The sequence below is a fragment of the Rhizobium sp. RU33A genome (assembly GCF_900156055.1).
Lineage (GTDB): Bacteria > Pseudomonadota > Alphaproteobacteria > Rhizobiales > Rhizobiaceae > Allorhizobium.
On record NZ_FTMQ01000001.1, the window covers coordinates 397,424 to 414,206 of the forward strand.

16 protein-coding genes are annotated in these 16,783 nt (G+C 61.6%); 9 read left to right on the plus strand and 7 right to left on the minus strand.

All coding sequences use genetic code 11. The features are described from left to right. Positions 1-73 precede the first annotated feature (73 nt). The 3 genes from BW978_RS01995 to trmB all read left to right on the plus strand — a co-directional run bounded on the left by BW978_RS01995 (position 74) and on the right by trmB (position 2,601). Positions 74-490, plus strand: coding sequence for a helix-turn-helix domain-containing protein (locus BW978_RS01995; RefSeq protein ID WP_006728024.1), 417 nt, complete (start codon positions 74-76; stop codon positions 488-490). Between the two features lie 165 nt (positions 491-655). After that, positions 656-1,894, plus strand: a complete 1,239-nt coding sequence (gene metK / locus BW978_RS02000; protein ID WP_076391732.1) for a methionine adenosyltransferase — start codon at positions 656-658, stop codon at positions 1,892-1,894. A 5-nt stretch (positions 1,895-1,899) separates the two neighbouring features. Further along, positions 1,900-2,601, plus strand: coding sequence for a tRNA (guanosine(46)-N7)-methyltransferase TrmB (gene trmB, locus BW978_RS02005; protein ID WP_076391734.1), 702 nt, complete (start codon positions 1,900-1,902; stop codon positions 2,599-2,601). 36 nt (positions 2,602-2,637) lie between these two features. On the opposite strand, the gene BW978_RS02010 is transcribed toward trmB, so the two are convergent. Both BW978_RS02010 and BW978_RS02015 read right to left on the minus strand, forming a co-directional pair. Further along, positions 2,638-2,895, minus strand: a complete 258-nt coding sequence (locus BW978_RS02010) for a BQ00720 family protein (protein WP_076391737.1) — start codon at positions 2,893-2,895, stop codon at positions 2,638-2,640. 49 nt (positions 2,896-2,944) lie between these two features. Continuing rightward, positions 2,945-3,367 (minus strand): Hsp20 family protein, encoded by a 423-nt coding sequence (locus BW978_RS02015; protein WP_076391739.1) that lies wholly within the window; start codon positions 3,365-3,367, stop codon positions 2,945-2,947. Between the two features lie 140 nt (positions 3,368-3,507). Between BW978_RS02015 and BW978_RS02020 the strand changes: the two genes are divergently transcribed. Then, a complete protein-coding gene (locus tag BW978_RS02020; RefSeq protein ID WP_076391741.1) occupies positions 3,508-4,452 on the plus strand; it encodes a nucleoside hydrolase in 945 nt (314 codons plus the stop codon). A 72-nt stretch (positions 4,453-4,524) separates the two neighbouring features. Here the strand turns inward: BW978_RS02020 and BW978_RS02025 are convergent, their stop codons facing one another. The 3 genes from BW978_RS02025 to BW978_RS02035 form a co-directional block, all read right to left on the minus strand. Then, positions 4,525-6,870: a methyl-accepting chemotaxis protein gene (locus BW978_RS02025; RefSeq protein WP_076391743.1), complete on the minus strand. Its 2,346-nt coding sequence runs from the start codon at positions 6,868-6,870 to the stop codon at positions 4,525-4,527. A gap of 154 nt (positions 6,871-7,024) precedes the next feature. Beyond that, a complete protein-coding gene (locus BW978_RS02030; RefSeq protein ID WP_076391745.1) occupies positions 7,025-7,924 on the minus strand; it encodes a ribokinase in 900 nt (299 codons plus the stop codon). A gap of 54 nt (positions 7,925-7,978) precedes the next feature. Then, complete coding sequence (locus BW978_RS02035) at positions 7,979-9,202, minus strand: DNA recombination protein RmuC (protein WP_076391747.1); 1,224 nt, start codon at positions 9,200-9,202, stop codon at positions 7,979-7,981. 268 nt (positions 9,203-9,470) lie between these two features. Here BW978_RS02035 and BW978_RS02040 point away from each other — a divergent pair, with 268 nt between their 5' ends. The 5 genes from BW978_RS02040 (at position 9,471) to truA (ending at position 14,924) form a co-directional block, all read left to right on the plus strand. Beyond that, the gene (locus BW978_RS02040) at positions 9,471-10,976 is read left to right on the plus strand and encodes a globin-coupled sensor protein (protein ID WP_076391749.1); all 1,506 of its coding nucleotides are present in this window, start codon (positions 9,471-9,473) and stop codon (positions 10,974-10,976) included. A gap of 113 nt (positions 10,977-11,089) precedes the next feature. Next, positions 11,090-12,592, plus strand: a complete 1,503-nt coding sequence (locus tag BW978_RS02045) for a globin-coupled sensor protein (RefSeq protein WP_076391751.1) — start codon at positions 11,090-11,092, stop codon at positions 12,590-12,592. Between the two features lie 72 nt (positions 12,593-12,664). Then, positions 12,665-13,177 carry a peptide deformylase gene (gene def / locus BW978_RS02050; RefSeq protein WP_076391753.1) on the plus strand — a complete coding sequence of 171 codons (513 nt, stop codon included), beginning with the start codon at positions 12,665-12,667 and terminating at the stop codon, positions 13,175-13,177. 35 nt (positions 13,178-13,212) lie between these two features. After that, on the plus strand, positions 13,213-14,157 hold the full coding sequence (gene fmt / locus BW978_RS02055; RefSeq protein ID WP_076391755.1) for a methionyl-tRNA formyltransferase: 945 nt from the start codon (positions 13,213-13,215) through the stop codon (positions 14,155-14,157). After that, the gene (gene truA, locus BW978_RS02060) at positions 14,157-14,924 is read left to right on the plus strand and encodes a tRNA pseudouridine(38-40) synthase TruA (RefSeq protein WP_076391757.1); all 768 of its coding nucleotides are present in this window, start codon (positions 14,157-14,159) and stop codon (positions 14,922-14,924) included. Before fmt ends, truA begins: the two co-directional genes overlap by 1 nt. Positions 14,925-14,934: 10 nt before the next feature. Here the strand turns inward: truA and BW978_RS02065 are convergent, their stop codons facing one another. Both BW978_RS02065 and dapE read right to left on the minus strand, forming a co-directional pair. Further along, positions 14,935-15,531 carry a hypothetical protein gene (locus BW978_RS02065; protein ID WP_076391759.1) on the minus strand — a complete coding sequence of 199 codons (597 nt, stop codon included), beginning with the start codon at positions 15,529-15,531 and terminating at the stop codon, positions 14,935-14,937. Next, complete coding sequence (gene dapE / locus BW978_RS02070; RefSeq protein ID WP_076391761.1) at positions 15,518-16,711, minus strand: succinyl-diaminopimelate desuccinylase; 1,194 nt, start codon at positions 16,709-16,711, stop codon at positions 15,518-15,520. Before dapE ends, BW978_RS02065 begins: the two co-directional genes overlap by 14 nt. Positions 16,712-16,783 lie beyond the last annotated feature (72 nt).

Sequence of the window (16,783 nt, forward strand, 5' to 3'; positions counted from 1 at the left end):
ACAACGTCTCGTTATGGTGTGGCGGGCAAGGGGTTATGGTCGCAACGCCAACAATTTTGTCAGGACGACATTAATGATCGAGAACAAGAAGAAGCCGAACCCGATTGACATCCATGTCGGAAGCCGGATTCGCCTTCGTCGTACGATGCTGGGCATGAGCCAGGAGAAGCTTGGTGAAAGCCTCGGGATCACCTTTCAGCAGATCCAGAAATATGAAAAGGGCACCAACCGCGTTGGTGCGAGCCGCCTTCAGAACATTTCCAACATTCTGACTGTGCCGGTATCCTTCTTCTTTGAAGATGCGCCAGGCGATCAGCCGTCGAACTCTGGCATGGCGGAAGCCTCCAGCTCGAATTATGTCGTCGACTTCCTGTCGTCCTCCGAAGGCCTGCAGCTCAACCGCGCCTTCGTGAAGATCGGCGACGCCAAGGTCCGTCGCAAGATCGTCGATCTGGTCAAGGCGCTGGCGGCCGAAGCTGACAGCGAGTGAGCTGAATATACGCCTGACAAAGAGAGCGGCCGCAGGGCCGCTTTTTTTATGTCCGCAGAAGGAAAAATTTACTCACATAAAGATATATTTATGTGGTTGTGTCCTTGTCATCGGGTTTCGAACTGAGTAACGATGCCCGCCATCCATACTTTGAGGGGAATCCCGATGCGTGCGAATTATCTTTTTACCAGTGAGTCCGTATCCGAAGGTCATCCGGACAAGGTTTGTGACCGAATCTCCGACGAAATCGTCGACCTTGTTTATCGTGAAGCCGCCAAAACTGGCGTCGACCCCTGGACCGTACGCATCGCATGCGAAACGCTTGCCACCACCAATCGCGTCGTCATCGCCGGTGAAGTCCGCCTTCCACCGAGCCTGATGAAGACCGACAAGAATGGCAACGAGGTCATCAACCCCGCCAAGTTCAAATCCGCCGCCCGCAAGGCGATCCGCGACATCGGCTACGAGCAGGACGGTTTCCACTGGAAGACGGCCAAGATCGATGTGCTCCTGCATTCGCAGTCCGCGCACATCGCACAGGGCGTCGACAAGGCAGCCGACAGTTCCAACAGCGAAGGCGCTGGCGACCAGGGCATCATGTTCGGTTACGCCTGCAAGGAAACGCCGGACCTGATGCCGGCCCCGATCTACTATTCGCACAAGATCCTTCAGACGCTTTCCACCGCTCGCAAGAAGGGCGAGGGCGATGTCGGCAAGCTCGGCCCCGACGCCAAGAGCCAGGTCACCGTCCGTTACGTCGACGGCAAGCCGGCCGAAGCCACCTCGATCGTTCTCTCCACCCAGCATCTAGACGATAGCTGGGACTCCAAGAAGGTTCGCGAGGTCGTCGAGCCCTTCATCCGCGAAGCGCTGGGCGAATTGAAGATTGCCGACGATTGCGCATGGTACATCAACCCGACCGGCAAGTTTGTCATCGGCGGCCCGGATGGTGACGCCGGCCTCACCGGCCGCAAGATCATCGTCGACACCTATGGCGGTGCGGCGCCGCATGGCGGCGGCGCTTTCTCCGGCAAGGACACGACCAAGGTTGACCGCTCGGCCGCTTACGCCGCCCGCTACCTCGCCAAGAACGTCGTCGCTGCCGGTCTCGCCGAGCGCTGCACGATCCAGATCTCCTATGCCATCGGCATTGCCCAGCCGCTGTCGATCTATGTCGACCTGCATGGCACCGGCACGGTGACCGAGGACGAGGTCGAAGCCGGCATCCGCAAGGTCATGGACTTGTCCCCGTCGGGCATTCGCCGCCATCTTGACCTGAACAAGCCGATCTATGCTAAGACGTCGGCCTACGGCCATTTCGGCCGCAAGGCTGGCCGCGATGGTTCCTTCTCCTGGGAGAAGCTGGATCTGGTCAAGCCGCTCAAGGATGCGATCAAGGCTTGATCTGAATGACGGAACAGGAACGCAGGACGAGGTCGACCGAAGCTTTCTTCGGTCGACGCAAGGGCAAGCCGTTGCGCGAGCAACAGGTCGAGCGCATGGAAACCGTCCTGCCGGAACTGAAGGTCGACTTGGCATCGCAGGTGCCGGCCGACCTCAAGCCGCTCTTCCCTCTTCCTGTTGACAAGATCCGCCTCGAAATCGGCTTCGGGGGCGGTGAGCATCTGGTTCACCGTGCCCGGACCAATCCGACCACCGGCTTCATCGGCGTGGAGCCCTTCGTCAACTCCATGGCGAAACTGCTCGCGGTCGTCGAGGCCGAGGGCCTGAAGAACATTCGCGTCTACGACGATGATGCCACGCAATTGCTGGACTGGCTGCCGGAAGGCCAGATCGATCAGATCGATCTCCTCTATGCCGATCCCTGGCCCAAGAAAAAGCATTGGAAGCGTCGCTTCGTCTCGCAGGTGAACCTACAACGCTTCCACAAGGTCCTGAAGCCGGAAGGCATTTTCTGCTTCGCCTCTGACATCGACACTTACGTCAACTGGACGCTGCAGCACTGCCGCGATCATGGTGGGTTCGAATGGACAGCTCGCAATGCGAGCGACTGGCTCACGCCCTATGATGGCTGGCCGGGGACGCGCTACGAAGCCAAGGCCCGGCGTGAAGGCCGGTCATCGGCCTATCTCACATTTCGCAAGCGCTGATTCGCATCTCGGCGAGACGGACGGTCGCTGCACCTGTTAGTGCAGCGAAACAGTCTTCAGGTCGTCTTCTGCAGCCTTGAAAAAGGTGCTCGACCTGTTGTCGGTGAGCAGGATCGGCGTGCCGTCTGCGGCAAACAAAGCCCAGAGATCCAGCGTTGGATCGATTTCCGGGGCTTCCGGAAAGCAGCGGGACACTTCGTCTGATTTCATCTTCCTGATATAGCCCACTTCGCCGGCGCCGAGATGCGCCAGTTCGGATTTCGTCAGGCTGGATGAGGCTTCTTTGAGTAACATTCCGATCCTCCGCGTATGAGGGAGAGGCGGCAGAACATTGCCGCGAACTTCATTCTGCGGTGGAGATGTTAATTTTCCTTACCAGATGCACGGGATCATGCTGGATGATCTCGATTGCCAGAAGGCCGTTTCTCAGCGAGGCCCCGGTCACTTCCATACCGTCCTCAATAGCAAAGACCCGCTGAAACTGACGTGAAGCAATGCCGCGGAAGAGATAATCCGCCTCCTCGCGTTCTGCCTGCTTGCCCCGGATCACGAGCTGCTTGGCCTCCACGCTGACATCGAGTTCGTTTTCGTCAAAACCAGCCACGGCGAGCGTGACGCGCAGCCGTTCTACGCCCTTCTGCGGCGCCAGCCGCTCGATGTCGTAGGGCGGGTAGCCATCGCTACCCCGTGGGCGCCGAAAGGCACTACCGTCCCCGGTGTCGAAGGTGATGATGAAGGCTTCGGATGGCAGTCTGTTGCGCGTCATTCCATTCCCTTGTGCAGTCCTGAAGGACTGTCGTCGTCTACCAAATATGGGAAATCGCACGGCCCACGACAAGCACTGTCTTGCTTGACAAAAGCGAACCCGCGTTCCAAGCCTCGGCCTTTCGACTTTAGGATTGCGCCATGACAGAACCCCGCAAGATCATCATCGATACCGACCCCGGTCAGGACGATGCAGCCGCCCTCATGCTCGCCTTTGCCAGCCCCGATGAACTCGACCTGCTCGGCATCACCACCGTCGCCGGCAACGTGCCCCTCACGATGACGAGCCGCAATGCCCGCATCGTCTGCGAGCTCTGCGGCGAGACCGACCGGCGCGTCTTCGAAGGGGCTGATCGACCCATGGTACGCCCGCTCGTCACAGCCGAACACGTCCATGGCAAGACAGGTCTCGATGGCGCGGTTTTGCCAGAGCCGACCATGGCGGCGCAGAGCCAGCACGCCGTGGACTTCATCATCGAGACGGTCCGCAACGAGCCGGAGGGCACCGTTACGCTCTGCACGCTCGGCCCGCTGACCAACATCGGCCTTGCGCTTCAGAAGGCGCCGGACATCGCCTCGCGCGTCAAGGAGCTGGTGATGATGGGCGGTGGCTTCTCCGAGGGGGGCAACATCACGCCGGCCGCCGAATTCAACATCTATGTCGATCCGCATGCCGCGGCTGCCGTCCTTGGTTCAGGCATCCCGGTCACCGTCATGCCGCTCGATGTCACCCACCAGCTGATGACCACCAAGGCCCGCGTTGCCCGCATGGCCGCGCTCGGGACAAAGCCGGCTAAGGTTATGGTCGAGTGGTTGGAATTCTTCGAGCGCTTCGACGAGGAGAAATACGGCTCGGACGGCGGCCCCCTGCATGATCCGACCGTTGTCGCCTACCTTTTGAAGCCCGAGCTTTTCTCTGGTCGCCACTGCAACGTCGAGATCGAGCTGCAGTCCGAGCTGACGGTCGGCATGACCGTTGTCGACTGGTGGCGCGTCTCCGGCCGCACCCCGAATGCGACCTTCATGCGCAGCGTCGATGCCGACGGCTTCTTCGATCTGTTGATCGAGCGCTTTGCCCGCCTTTGAGCGAATGAAAAAGGGCGCGGCCTCGGCAGCGCCCTTTGATTTGGATTTGGATTTGGGCTTGGGCTCTGAACCTCAGAACTCTTCCCAATTGTCGGCGCTTGAAGCGGCGCCGCCTGCTGCGGCCACCTTGCGAGGAGCCGGCGTATAGACCGGTGCCCTGGGGCTTGCAGCCGTTGAGGTTGCGGGGCTTCGCATCGTCTCTGCCGCAGCGCGCAGGGCCGCAACGGGCGCGGCGGCACCCGTGACCTGGAACTTCGCCACCAGGCCGCGCAGCGTATCGGACTCGTTGCGCAGCGCCATGCTGGCCGCCGTCGTCTCTTCCACCATCGCAGCGTTCTGCTGGGTCACCTGGTCCATCTGGTTGACGGCTGCATTCACCTCCTTGAGGCCGGAGGCCTGTTCACTGGCCGAAGCGGAGATCTGGCGAATGAGCCCGTTGATCTGCATGACCTGCTGGGCGATCTTTTCGAGCGTCTGACCGGCTTCGCCGACAAGCTCGACGCCGTCCTTGACCTGGGCGGCCGAGGCATTGATCAGCGCCTTGATCTCCTTGGCGGCCGTTGCCGAACGCTGGGCGAGCTCACGGACTTCCTGCGCGACGACTGCAAAGCCCTTGCCGGCTTCCCCGGCGCGGGCCGCTTCCACACCCGCATTGAGCGCGAGCAGGTTGGTCTGGAAGGCAATCTCGTCGATGACCCCGATGATGCGGGAGATTTCCCGCGACGACTGCTCGATGCCATGCATCGAAGCGACTGCCTTCTGCACCACCTCGCCGGACTTTTCGGCATCCTTGACGGCAACCGAAACAGTGTTTGCCGCCGTCCCGGCATTGTCTGCGCTCGAATTGACCTGTTCGGTCAGCTCGTTCAGAGCCGCCGCGGTTTCTTCGAGGCTCGCCGCCTGCTGCTCGGTTCGCTTGGAAAGGTCTGCAGCGCTTTCGGAGATCTCGCTAGTGCCGGCGGCGATGTTGACCACGCTGCCGTTCACGGAGGCGAGTGCCTGTTCAAGGCTTGTCACGGCATCGTTGAAGTCGCGCTTCAGCGCGGCATACTCGCCGGGGAATTCGTCGGCGATCCGATAGGTAAGATTGCCCTGGGAGAGCTGCGCGAGACCGCTTCCGAGCGCGGTCACGACATGCTGTTGCACCGAAGCGGATTGATTGCGTTCGTCTTCGTTGCGACGGCGCTCGCCTTCGGCGGCCTTGCGCTGCGCATCGGCTTCGGCAGCAAGCATGTTGCTTTCGGCGAGCTTGTGGCGGAAGCCGTCGAGCGCCTTGGCGACAAGACCGATCTCATCCTGGCGATCCTGGTTTGAGACGTCGCTGGCATAGTCGCCCTTGGTCATGCGCTCGACGTCGCCGACGAGACCATGCAACGGGCGCTGAGCGATCGAGCGCACTGCAAGAAACAGCGCCAGCATGACGGCGCCGAGCACGATCAGGCCGCCGACGATCATCATCAGCGTCTGCGCCTCGACCGGTGCATTGATCGCCGCATGCGGGATATCGATGATAACAGCCCATGTGGTGTTCACGCCCGGCACGGCAAAGGGATAGAGCAGCCGGTCGAAGCCTTCGCCATTGGCGTCTGCAAGGTTGGGAACGAGGCTGCCGGTACCGCTTGAGAGTGCCGTCTTCAGCGCGTCTGCGCCGGCTTCCTCATACGGCTTCATCAAGAGTTCGTCCGTCGGAGCCACCAGCCATTGCTGGCCCTGTGCCACGAGCAGCACGCGCCCGGTCTCGAAAGGCTTGAGCGCCTTGAGCTTGTCGGACAGGGACAGAAGTGAGATGTCGACACCGCTGACGCCGATCATCTTGCCGCCGGAGAACACCGGATAGGCGATGGAACTCATTGTGGTCGGCACATCGGTGCCTTCGGCCAGATAGGGAGCCGTAATCGCGCCTTTGCCGCTCTTGGCCGCAAGCGCATACCATTCGGCGTCATACTTGGCGGCGAAGGTCGAGAACTGGATCGCGCCATTGCGATCCTTGGACCAGTAGGGGGTGTAAATCCCGTCGTCATTGGCTCCCAGGTTTGCCTGTCCCTTGACGTCGTCCTTGCGGCCGTCAATGGCGCCGGGCGCTTCCGCCATCCAGCTTCCGAAAGCGAACGGGTTCTGTTCGAGATTGGCCTTGAGGATGTTCGTGATGCCCTGGCGATCGAAGGATTGTCCCTCATGGCCGCGGCCGATGACGCCGGCCATTGTGCGGGCCGCACTCGCCAGTTCGCCGATATCGCCGGCAACTTCACGGGCGATCGATTTCGCCTCTGCATCCGCCTGTTCCATGGTCAGCGCGTGAACACGGTCGCGGGTCTGCGAAATCAGAACGAGATTGGAAAGGAAAAGCACAAGTCCGATGGCGACGCCGGTGACGACCAGGAGCTTGGCGGCGATCGAACGGGTAAAGAAGGCGAACATGGAAGCCTCGAAAACTGAGGATCAGGACGCAGGGACATTCATTCCACACCCTCATGGCGTGGCCGGGCGCGCTTTCGCGCACCCTGATCACGACCGATGCTATGTTCCATTGCTTAACGGGCAATAAATCAGACTTAAGCGGCCTGATTAAGTATCAAAGCGAGGCCGTCACATCGGCGGCCACGGGGATCGACGGCTGGGCACCGGCCTTGAGGCAGGCAAGCGATCCGGCCACGGCTGCGCGGCGCAGCGCATCGCCGAAAGCAAGACCTGCGTCCAGGCTCGCGGCAAGATAGCCGCAGAAGGTGTCACCAGCGCCGACCGTATCGACCGGCACGATCTTCAGGCCCTTGGTCCGGTGCAGATTACCACCTTCGGCAGCAATCACGCCATCGGCACCGAGGGTCACGATCAGGATCTGCCCGGTCTTGCCATGCATGTCGAGGAGGATCTGCTCCCGCTCTTCGGCTGTCAGGTTGTCACGGCCGACCAGTCGTTCGAACTCGGTCTCGTTGGCGATGACGATATCGGCAAGCGCCGCCAGGTCTTCTGTCTCCGGGATGAGGGGGGCGATGTTGAGCACTGTGCAGACGCCCCGGGCTTTTGCGCTCGTCAGCGCAGCCTCGACGGAGCCCGCTGGCACCTCCTGCTGCACCATCAGGATATCGCCGTTCTGCATACCCTCTACAGCGCTCTCGGCCTGCGCAGCGCTGACGGTGCCGTTGGCGGCGGGCACGACAGCAATCATGTTCTCGCCGTCGCCACCCACCAGGATGAGCGCGGTGCCGGTCGGGCCGTCGACGCGGGCAACGGCCGAAAGGTTTGCACCTGCCTTGTCGAGAAGATCGAGCGCCGGGCCTGCGAACTCGTCGCGACCAACGGCGCCGACCATGCGCACCTCGGCCCCGGCGCGCCGGGCTGCCAGCGCCTGGTTCGCACCCTTGCCGCCCGCTGCCGTTGCAAATCCCGTCCCGGCGACCGTTTCACCCGGCTTTGGCAGCCTGGGCGTGGTGGCAACGAGGTCCATGTTGATGGAGCCGAAGACGGTGATCATGAGCGCGGTGCCTCCCTGAATGCTCTAGGCTGTCGCGCTCTTTTGGACCGGGTCTCAGTCCTCGTCAACAACCCTGAGCTTGAGGAGACCCGTGCGGCTCTCGACGGCGCGACTGGGCGCCTCGTCGCCATCCTCTCGTCCGCCGGGTGTTTCGAATTCCATGGCTTCGATCTTGGCGCCGCGTTTTGCCAGCTTGTCCGAGGATGTGATGATCATCTCGACATCCTTCTGGGCTGCGAGGAAGTGGCTCTGAAGCTTTCGCGTCCGATCATCAAGACGTCCAAGATCTTCCATTAGGCGGATGACTTCGCCCTGGATCAGATGCGCCTGCTCGCGCATGCGCTGGTCCTTCAGCACCGCCTGGATCACCTGGATCGAGAGCATCAGCAGCGACGGCGAAACGATCACCACTTTCTGCCGGTGCGCCTTCTGCACGATGCCTTCGAAGTTTTCGTGGACCTCGGCGAAGATCGATTCCGACGGCACGAACAGGAAGGCCATATCCTGGGTCTCGCCGGGGATCAGGTACTTCTCCGAGATGTCGCGGATATGCACCTCCATATCCCGGCGGAACTGCTGCGAGGCAGCCTTCTTCTGTTCCGGATTTTCCGTCTCCCGGATCACGTTCCAGGCTTCGAGCGGGAACTTCGCATCCACCACCAGTGGCGGCGAATTGTTCGGCATCCGGATGGTGCAGTCGGGGCGCGAGCCGTTGGAGAGTGTCGTCTGGAACGCATAGGCGCCCATCGGCAGTCCGTCGGCAACGATCGTCTCCATGCGCGACTGGCCGAAGGCGCCGCGCGTCTGCTTGTTGGACAGGATCGCCTGAAGGCCGACGACATCCTTGGCCAGCGACTGGATGTTGTTTTGCGCGGCATCGATCACCGCCAGTCGCTCCTGCAGGGTGCGCAGATTGTCATGTGTCGACTTTGTCTGCTCGGTGATCGTCGTCCCGAGCCGATGAGTCATGCCGTCAAGGCGTTGGCTGATCGACTGATTGAGCTCGGCCTGACGGCTGCCGAAGACCTCTGCCATGGTTGCAAGCCGTCCCTGCATCTCTGCCTGGGCCTTCAGCAGTTCCGAAAGTCGCGCTTCTGCAGCTTCGTCCCGCCGTGCAGTCTCCTCCATCAATCGTGCCCGCCCGGCCGAAGCGCGGATCGCGACGATGACAAGCGTCAGAACGAGCAGCAGCAACAAGGCAGCGCCCAGCGCCACGAGAAACGCGGGTGAAAGGGTGACTGAGCCGATGGTCACCGCCGGAATGTCCTGAATGTTCATCAGGCGACCATAGCTGATTCGCCAAGGTCATGTGGATCAAAGAGAGAACATGCGATGGCGAGCCGGTTTGTCATTTGCCAATTGCAAGAAAATCCGACGCTCAAATTTGACGAAACGCAAGTATCTGACCCGGTAAGGAGAAAACCCGAAGGTTTGGCGAAAAGCCGCCTGTATGCGGCAACCAAAGATTTACCATTTTAGCGCTCCCTTAGAGAGATACATCAGTGCATGCTGATATTCATTTTGGTTGTAGAAAGACGCGTAAGCCATGTCCCAATCCGACAATTCCGACCTTAACAATCGCCTTCGCTTTTTGGGACTTGACAACAAGGGGCGCGAAACCCTGAAGCGGCTTGGACCGCTGATCCGCAAGAACATCGGCGGTGCGCTCGAAATCTTCTACGACAAGGTGCGCAAGGTTCCAGAGACCGCCGCTTTCTTCCGCAACGAAGATCATATCAAGGGTGCCAAGAAGCGTCAGGAAGAACACTGGGGCATCGTCGGCACCGCAGACTATACGGACAGCTATGTCGAGGGTGTCACCAAAGTCGGCAAGGCCCATGCCCGCATTGGCCTCGAGCCACGCTGGTATATCGGCGGTTATGCGCTCGTTCTCGAACAGCTCGTGCATGCGGTCGTTCGCGAACGTTGGCCAAGCCGTTTCGGTCGGCGCAATTCCGAGCAGCTCGCTGAAGAGATCTCCGTTGTGGTCAAGGCTGCCTTGCTCGACATGGACTATTCCATCTCCGTCTATCTGGCGATCCTGGCCGAGCAGCGTCAGGCCGCGGAAGACGCCCGGCTGAAGGCTGAAGCCGAGCAGGCAACGGCGCTCGCAGCCCTGCGCGGGGCACTCGGCAAGCTGTCTGCCGGCGATCTTGAAGCCCGCCTGCCGAACGATCTGCCGGCCAATTTCGCGCAGATGGCCGAAGACTATAATGCGTCGGTCGATGCCCTGCGCGCGACGATCACGACCGTGCGCCATTCTGCCGACGAAATCTTCAAATCGACGACTGCGATTTCCGATGCCACCGATGATCTCGCCCAGCGCACCGAGCAGCAGGCGGCGGGTCTCGAGGAAAGCACCGCCGCGCTGCACGAACTGACCCAGAATGTCACCCTGACCGCCGATGGCGCGAAAGAGGCTGCCACGGTCGTCGGTGCAGCATTGACGGAAGCCCGCGTCTCCGAAGAAGTTGTCTCCCGCGCCGTCACCGCCATGGGGGCCATCGAGAAATCCTCCGACGAGATCTCCAAGATCATCGGCGTCATCGACGAGATTGCCTTCCAGACCAACCTTCTTGCGTTGAACGCCGGCGTCGAGGCTGCCCGTGCGGGTGAGGCCGGGCGTGGCTTCGCGGTTGTTGCTCAGGAAGTTCGTGAGCTTGCGCAGCGTTGCGCCAACGCCGCCCGCGAGATCAAGAACCTGATCTCGCAGAGCTCGACACAGGTCGAAGCCGGTGTTGGCCTCGTCAACAATGCCGGCGACGCGCTTGGCAAGATCATCGTCCGCATCGGCGAGATCAACGACATCGTCGGCAAGATCGCGCTTGCTGCAGCCGACCAGTCCGGCGGCCTTCGCGAGGTCAACACGTCAGTGCAGTCGATGGACCAGATCACCCAGCGCAACGCCGCCATGGTCGAGGAAAGCTCGGCCCAGACTGCGACGCTGATGGAAGAGGCCGGGCGCCTCGTCCAGGCGCTGCAAGGTTTCAAGACAAGCGGAAGCCGCGTGCAGTCGTCGAACCCAGGCAGCAACTACCGCATGGCCTCTTAAGTCGGCCTTTGCCCGTTACGGTCGCGCGGAAACCGCGCGACCGTTTAGGAACTGTTCAGCAAAGCGTGGCAGTTCTGACAGATACCAGCCAAACCGAAAGTCTTCATAACGTCATGACCTCGAACACTCAGAACGACCTCACCGAACGTCTTGAATTCCTGGAAATCGATCAGAAGACGCGCAGCACGCTCGCCGAGCTTCGTCCTACCATCAAGGAGGTCTTGGGCGGAGCACTCGACAAGTTTTACGCCAAGGTTTCAAAGACCGGGAAGACCGCCGCGCATTTCCGCGATGGCGCCCATATGAATGGCGCAAAGAGCGCCCAGATCGGCCATTGGGACAAGGTCGCCAGTGGCAACTTCGATGAAAACTACGTGCGCGGGGTCATGGCGGTCGGCAAGGCTCATGCCCGTATCGGGCTTGAGCCACGCTGGTATATCGGCGGCTATTCCATGCTGGTCGGCGAACTTCTGGCCGGCATCCTGATCAAGCACTGGCCTTTCCCGTTCGGCAAACAGCATGCCGCCTCGCTCGCCGAAAAGATGCGCGCCGTGGTCAAGGCCGCCATGCTCGACATGGACTATTCGATTTCCGTCTACCTGGAAGAGCTGGAAAGCCGGCGCCGGGCGCTCGAGGAAGAGCGTGCCCGTTTCGAGGCCGATCAGGCGATCGCCATGGAGCATCTGCGTCGTGGCCTGGAATCGCTGGCCCAGGGTGATTTCGAAGCTCGCATGACCACGGACCTGCCTGAGAACTTCAAGGAGATGGCAGGGCACTACAACGACACGGTCGATCGCCTGAACGTTTCCTTTGCTGCAATCCGCCGCGCCTCGGAAGGCATTCTGAGCGGAACCGATGCGATCGCTCACGCCTCCAGCGAACTGGCAAGCCGCACCACCCGCCAGGCCAGCGGCGTGCAGGAAAGCTCCACCGCCTTGCAGCAGCTATCCGTCAGCGTCAGTCAGACGGCAGCCAATGCCGAGCGCGCCTCGCAGGAGGTCCGCGATACGCAGCAGCAGGCGAAGACGTCAGGCACTGTCGTGTCGAAAGCGGTCTCCGCCATGGATGCGATCGAAAAGTCCTCCACCGAGATTTCCAAGATCATCGGCGTGATCGATGAAATTGCCTTCCAGACCAATCTACTCGCGCTGAACGCCGGCGTCGAAGCAGCCCGTGCGGGCGATGCCGGCAAGGGCTTTGCAGTGGTCGCCCAGGAAGTCCGCCAGCTTGCCCAGCGCTCAGCCGATGCGGCGAAGGAAATCAAGCAGCTGATTTCCCAGAGCTCCGCCCAGGTGAAGGAAGGTGTCGGTCTTGTCACCGGCACCGGTGAAGCCCTGACCGACATCATCACGCGCATCGATGCGATCGACACCTTCGTCTCCGACATTGCGACCGCCGCCAAGGACCAGGCGATCGGCCTCAATGAAGTGAACCAGGCGACCCGCAACATGGACCTACTCACCCACGAGAACAGCGACATGGTCGAGCGCACGTCGGACGAGACGCGCCGCCTGCGGGCCGAGGTCGCCGGTCTCGTCGAGCAGTTGTCTCAGATCCGCACCCGTGCCGACGCAGCCCCGCAGGGGCGTCGCATCATGGAACGACGGGTCGCCTGATCCGGCTCAGAATCGGAGAAACGGAAGCGTTTTTTCCGTTTCCTCCGTGGGGAAGTTGCGCTAAGGGAGGCCATGACCATCAAGCCTCTCATCATCCTGCCCGATCCCCTGCTGCGTCAGGTATCCGCGCCCATCGAGCGCGTCGATGCCGAGCTCGAGCAGTTGATCGATGACATGCTCGAAACCATGTACGAAGCGCCGGGCATCGGCCTTGCCGCGATCCAGGTCGGCGTGCCGCGCCGTTTGCTGGTGATCGATCTCGCCAAGGAAGGCGAAGAGCCGGCGCCGCTCATCTACATCAATCCGGAGATCCTCACGAGCTCCGACGAACGCTCGGTCTACGAGGAAGGCTGCCTGTCGATCCCGGACTATTACGCCGAGGTTGAACGTCCGGCCTCGATCACGGTGAAGTCGATCGGTCGAGACGGCAAGGAAACAGTGACCGAAGCCGACGGCCTGCTCGCCACTTGCCTTCAGCATGAAATCGACCATCTCAATGGTGTACTTTTCATCGACCATATCTCCCGCCTGAAGCGCGAGATGGTCATCAAGAGGTTCACCAAGGCCGCCCGTCAGAAGATCTGATCCCGGGCGTCACCAACCGCCTCGAGGCAGACACGATGGCACTTCGCATCATATTCATGGGCACGCCGGATTTCTCCGTCGCGACCCTGAAAGCGCTGCATGCGGCGGGCCACCAGATCGTCATGGCCTACTCGCAGCCGCCGCGTCCCGGTGGCCGTCGTGGTCTCGATCTGCAGAAGTCGCCCGTTCATCAAGCCGCTGAAGACCTCGGCATCGAGGTCCGTCATCCCCTGAATTTCCGTGATCCCGCTGATCGCGAGGCCTTTGTCGCTCTTGAGGCCGACGTCGCGGTGGTCGTTGCCTATGGCTTGCTGCTGCCGGAAGCTATCCTGAACGGCACGCGTCTCGGCGCCTATAACGGCCACGCCTCGCTTCTGCCCCGCTGGCGGGGTGCTGCCCCCATCCAGCGGGCCATCATGGCCGGCGATGCCGAGACCGGCATGATGGTGATGAAAATGGACAAGGGCCTCGACACAGGCCCTGTGGCGCTCACCCGTAAGGTCGCGATCGGTCCCGACATGACCGCCGGTGAACTGCACGATGCCCTCAGCTTGGCCGGTGCCGAAGCCATGGTCCAGGCAATGGCGAAGCTCGAAGCGGGCACTCTGGAAACGGTCGTTCAGGCCGAAGACGGTGTGCTCTACGCAGCAAAGATCGACAAGGCCGAGACCCGCGTCGACTTCTCCCGTTCGGCAACTGAGGTCCACAACCATATTCGCGGCCTCTCGCCCTTCCCGGGTGCCTGGACCGAGATCGAGGTCAACGGCAAGCTCGAACGCGTCAAGCTCCTCGCCTCGAGCCTTGCGGAAGGGCAGGGCGCAATCGCGACCCCCGGCACAGCGCTCGACGATCGCCTGACAATCGCCTGCGGTACGGGTGCCGTCAGCCTGATCCGCCTGCAAAAGGCCGGCGGCAAGGCGTTGGGCGCTGAGGACTTCCTGCGCGGCACGCCGCTTCCCAAGGGAACGGTGATCGCCTGATGCCGCGCTTCCGGATGACTGTCGAATATGATGGATCGGCCTATGTCGGCTGGCAGCGCCAGGACAACGGCCATTCGATCCAGGCCGCTCTCGAACAGGCGATCCTGTCGCTGACCAGCGAGACGGTTGTCATCCGTGGCGCGGGCCGCACCGATTCCGGCGTCCACGCCATGGGCCAGGTCATCCATGCCGATCTGACGCGGGACTGGGTCCCGCACAAACTGCGCAACGCGCTGAACGCTCATCTGGCCATGGCGTCGGAACAGGTCGCCGTAATCGACGTGCAGGCCGTGCCTGATGAGTTCGACGCCCGCTTCTCGGCACTTCGCCGGCATTACCTCTATCGCATCATCACCCGCCCGGCGCGCTTAGCGCTGGAGGACAAGCGTGCCTGGTGGGTGCCGAAGCCGCTCGATCACGAGGCCATGCATGCCGCGGCACAGCAGCTTGTCGGTCACCACGACTTCACCACCTTCCGCTCGGCCCATTGCCAGGCGAAGAGCCCAGTCCGCACGCTGGACCGCCTGGATGTCACGCGCTCCGACAATCTCATCGAGATCCGCGCCACGGCCCAGAGCTTTCTGCACAATCAGATCCGGTCTTTCGCCGGCACGCTGAAGCTTGCCGGCGAGGCCAAGATGACACCGGCCGATGTGCGCGCTGCACTCGAAGCCCGTGACCGCGCCGCCTGCGGGCCGGTCGCGCCACCGGAAGGACTGTTCTTCATGGCTGTGGATTATCCCGGCGACGAGCCGTTCAGCGGCTGAGGCTCAAGGCTCAACCCGGATAGACACCGAGATAGCGTTCCAGCACCTCGGCAATGATCATGGCGGGCACGAGCAGGATCATAACGATGGTCGAGACCATCAGCAACTGGTCGCCGACGATCATGCGTATGATGCGGAAGAGCGCCGCGATGACGGTGATCATCAGCAGAAACCACAACAGCGCCACGAGGCCTGCCAGGCCCGGCAGGAACATCATCACCAGGACCAGCAAACTGTAGGAATAGGAGACCGGCAGAGCAAGCCAGTTGATCACGACCACCATGGACGCAAACTTCTCACCGATTCCGATAATCCACGAGAGGACCCCCAGCAGGATCAGCGGAAAGAGCCAGTTCGAGGCTTCGACCAGCGCGAGGCGGAAGAAGAAAAGTGCGCCCGTCTCCGTCCCCTCCGGCAGGCCCTGGAGATAGAGCAGCCGCCACCAGGCAAACGAGATCAGGATCGCGGGCAGCGCCCAGAGCACGGCCCAGAAAGAGCGCATCGCGCCCCGGTCGGTCAGGTCGAGATAGGAAAAGCCTGACGGATCCTGCTTGAACAGCAGCCAGAGGCCCCTGAGATAGAACTCGACCTCTTTAAGCGTCGGCATGGGCGAACCACTGTTCGATGAAGGTCTGGTAGATAACGGTGAGCGTTTCCAGATCCGAAACAGCAACCCTTTCGTCGACCATGTGCATGGTCTGTCCGACGAGGCCGAATTCGACCACCGGGCAATAATCCTTGATGAACCGCGCATCCGATGTGCCGCCGGTCGTCGAGAGCTTCGGCGTCTTGCCCGTCACCGTCTCGATCGCACCCGACAGTGAGGCGATCAGCGCATTGTTGCGCGTCAGGAACACATGGCTTGGCCGCTCCGACCAGACGATATCATAGCCGATCGCTGCACGACCCGGCCGCAGTTCTGGATCAACAGCGGCCTCATCGAGACGGCGGATGATCTCGGCCTTGACGCTGTCGGCGGTCCAGACATCGTTGAAGCGGATGTTGAACTTGAAGCGCGCCGAAGCCGGAATGACGTTCGTTGCCGCATTGCCGACGTCGACCGTGGTCACTTCGAGGTTGGACGGCTGAAAGTTCTCCGTGCCCTGATCGAAGGCCGGGAACATCAGGCTTTTCGCCAGCGACAACGCGCCGCGCACCGGATTGTCGGCGAGATGCGGATAGGCAGCGTGACCCTGCACACCCTTGACCGTCACGGTCCCGGAGACCGAACCACGCCGGCCGATCTTGATCATGTCGCCGAGTGTATCGGGATTGGTCGGCTCGCCGACCAGGCAGGCATCCCAGCGCTCGCCGCGTGTCGCTGCCCATTCGAGCAACTTCACCGTGCCGTTGACGGCAGGGCCTTCCTCGTCGCCGGTGATCAGCAGCGAGACCGAACCCTTAGGCGCCTTGCCGGCTTCGACCAGCCGCGCATAGGCGGCGATGAAGCAGGCGATCCCGCCCTTCATGTCGACCGCGCCACGACCATAGAGCATTCCGTCTCTGATATCGCCGGAGAAGGGGCCAGCGCTCCAGTCGCTTTCCGCACCGACGGGCACGACATCGCTATGGCCGGCAAACATCAGATTCGGGCCATCCGATCCGGCCCTGGCATAGAGGTTCTCGATATCGGGCGTGCCCTCGTCCTTGGCGACCATTCGATCGACCTTGAAGCCGAGAGGCGAAAGCAGGCCTTCAAGCACATCGAGCGCGCCGCCTTCGGCGGGCGTGACGGAGGGGCAGCGGATAAGGGCCTGGAGGACGTCGACGGGATTGCTAGCGGTCATGGACACTTTTACGGGATTTACCGCGGTCCGGTTCAGCCCGGCCGTCGGTGCCTTGAGAAGATGAGGCAGACT

What these genes read in the sequence shown, in the direction of transcription:
- trmB (WP_076391734.1), top strand. Translation starts at nt 1,900, where the DNA reads ATGACGGAACAGGAACGCAGGACGAGGTCGACCGAAGCTTTCTTCGGT.
- BW978_RS01995 (WP_006728024.1), top strand. Translation starts at nt 74, where the DNA reads ATGATCGAGAACAAGAAGAAGCCGAACCCGATTGACATCCATGTCGGA.
- dapE (WP_076391761.1), bottom strand. Translation starts at nt 16,711, where the DNA reads ATGACCGCTAGCAATCCCGTCGACGTCCTCCAGGCCCTTATCCGCTGC.
- def (WP_076391753.1), top strand. Translation starts at nt 12,665, where the DNA reads ATGACCATCAAGCCTCTCATCATCCTGCCCGATCCCCTGCTGCGTCAG.
- BW978_RS02035 (WP_076391747.1), bottom strand. Translation starts at nt 9,202, where the DNA reads ATGAACATTCAGGACATTCCGGCGGTGACCATCGGCTCAGTCACCCTT.
- BW978_RS02065 (WP_076391759.1), bottom strand. Translation starts at nt 15,531, where the DNA reads ATGCCGACGCTTAAAGAGGTCGAGTTCTATCTCAGGGGCCTCTGGCTG.
- BW978_RS02015 (WP_076391739.1), bottom strand. Translation starts at nt 3,367, where the DNA reads ATGACGCGCAACAGACTGCCATCCGAAGCCTTCATCATCACCTTCGAC.
- BW978_RS02030 (WP_076391745.1), bottom strand. Translation starts at nt 7,924, where the DNA reads ATGATCACCGTCTTCGGCTCCATCAACATGGACCTCGTTGCCACCACG.
- BW978_RS02010 (WP_076391737.1), bottom strand. Translation starts at nt 2,895, where the DNA reads ATGTTACTCAAAGAAGCCTCATCCAGCCTGACGAAATCCGAACTGGCG.
- BW978_RS02020 (WP_076391741.1), top strand. Translation starts at nt 3,508, where the DNA reads ATGACAGAACCCCGCAAGATCATCATCGATACCGACCCCGGTCAGGAC.
- BW978_RS02025 (WP_076391743.1), bottom strand. Translation starts at nt 6,870, where the DNA reads ATGTTCGCCTTCTTTACCCGTTCGATCGCCGCCAAGCTCCTGGTCGTC.
- BW978_RS02045 (WP_076391751.1), top strand. Translation starts at nt 11,090, where the DNA reads ATGACCTCGAACACTCAGAACGACCTCACCGAACGTCTTGAATTCCTG.
- BW978_RS02040 (WP_076391749.1), top strand. Translation starts at nt 9,471, where the DNA reads ATGTCCCAATCCGACAATTCCGACCTTAACAATCGCCTTCGCTTTTTG.
- fmt (WP_076391755.1), top strand. Translation starts at nt 13,213, where the DNA reads ATGGCACTTCGCATCATATTCATGGGCACGCCGGATTTCTCCGTCGCG.
- truA (WP_076391757.1), top strand. Translation starts at nt 14,157, where the DNA reads ATGCCGCGCTTCCGGATGACTGTCGAATATGATGGATCGGCCTATGTC.
- metK (WP_076391732.1), top strand. Translation starts at nt 656, where the DNA reads ATGCGTGCGAATTATCTTTTTACCAGTGAGTCCGTATCCGAAGGTCAT.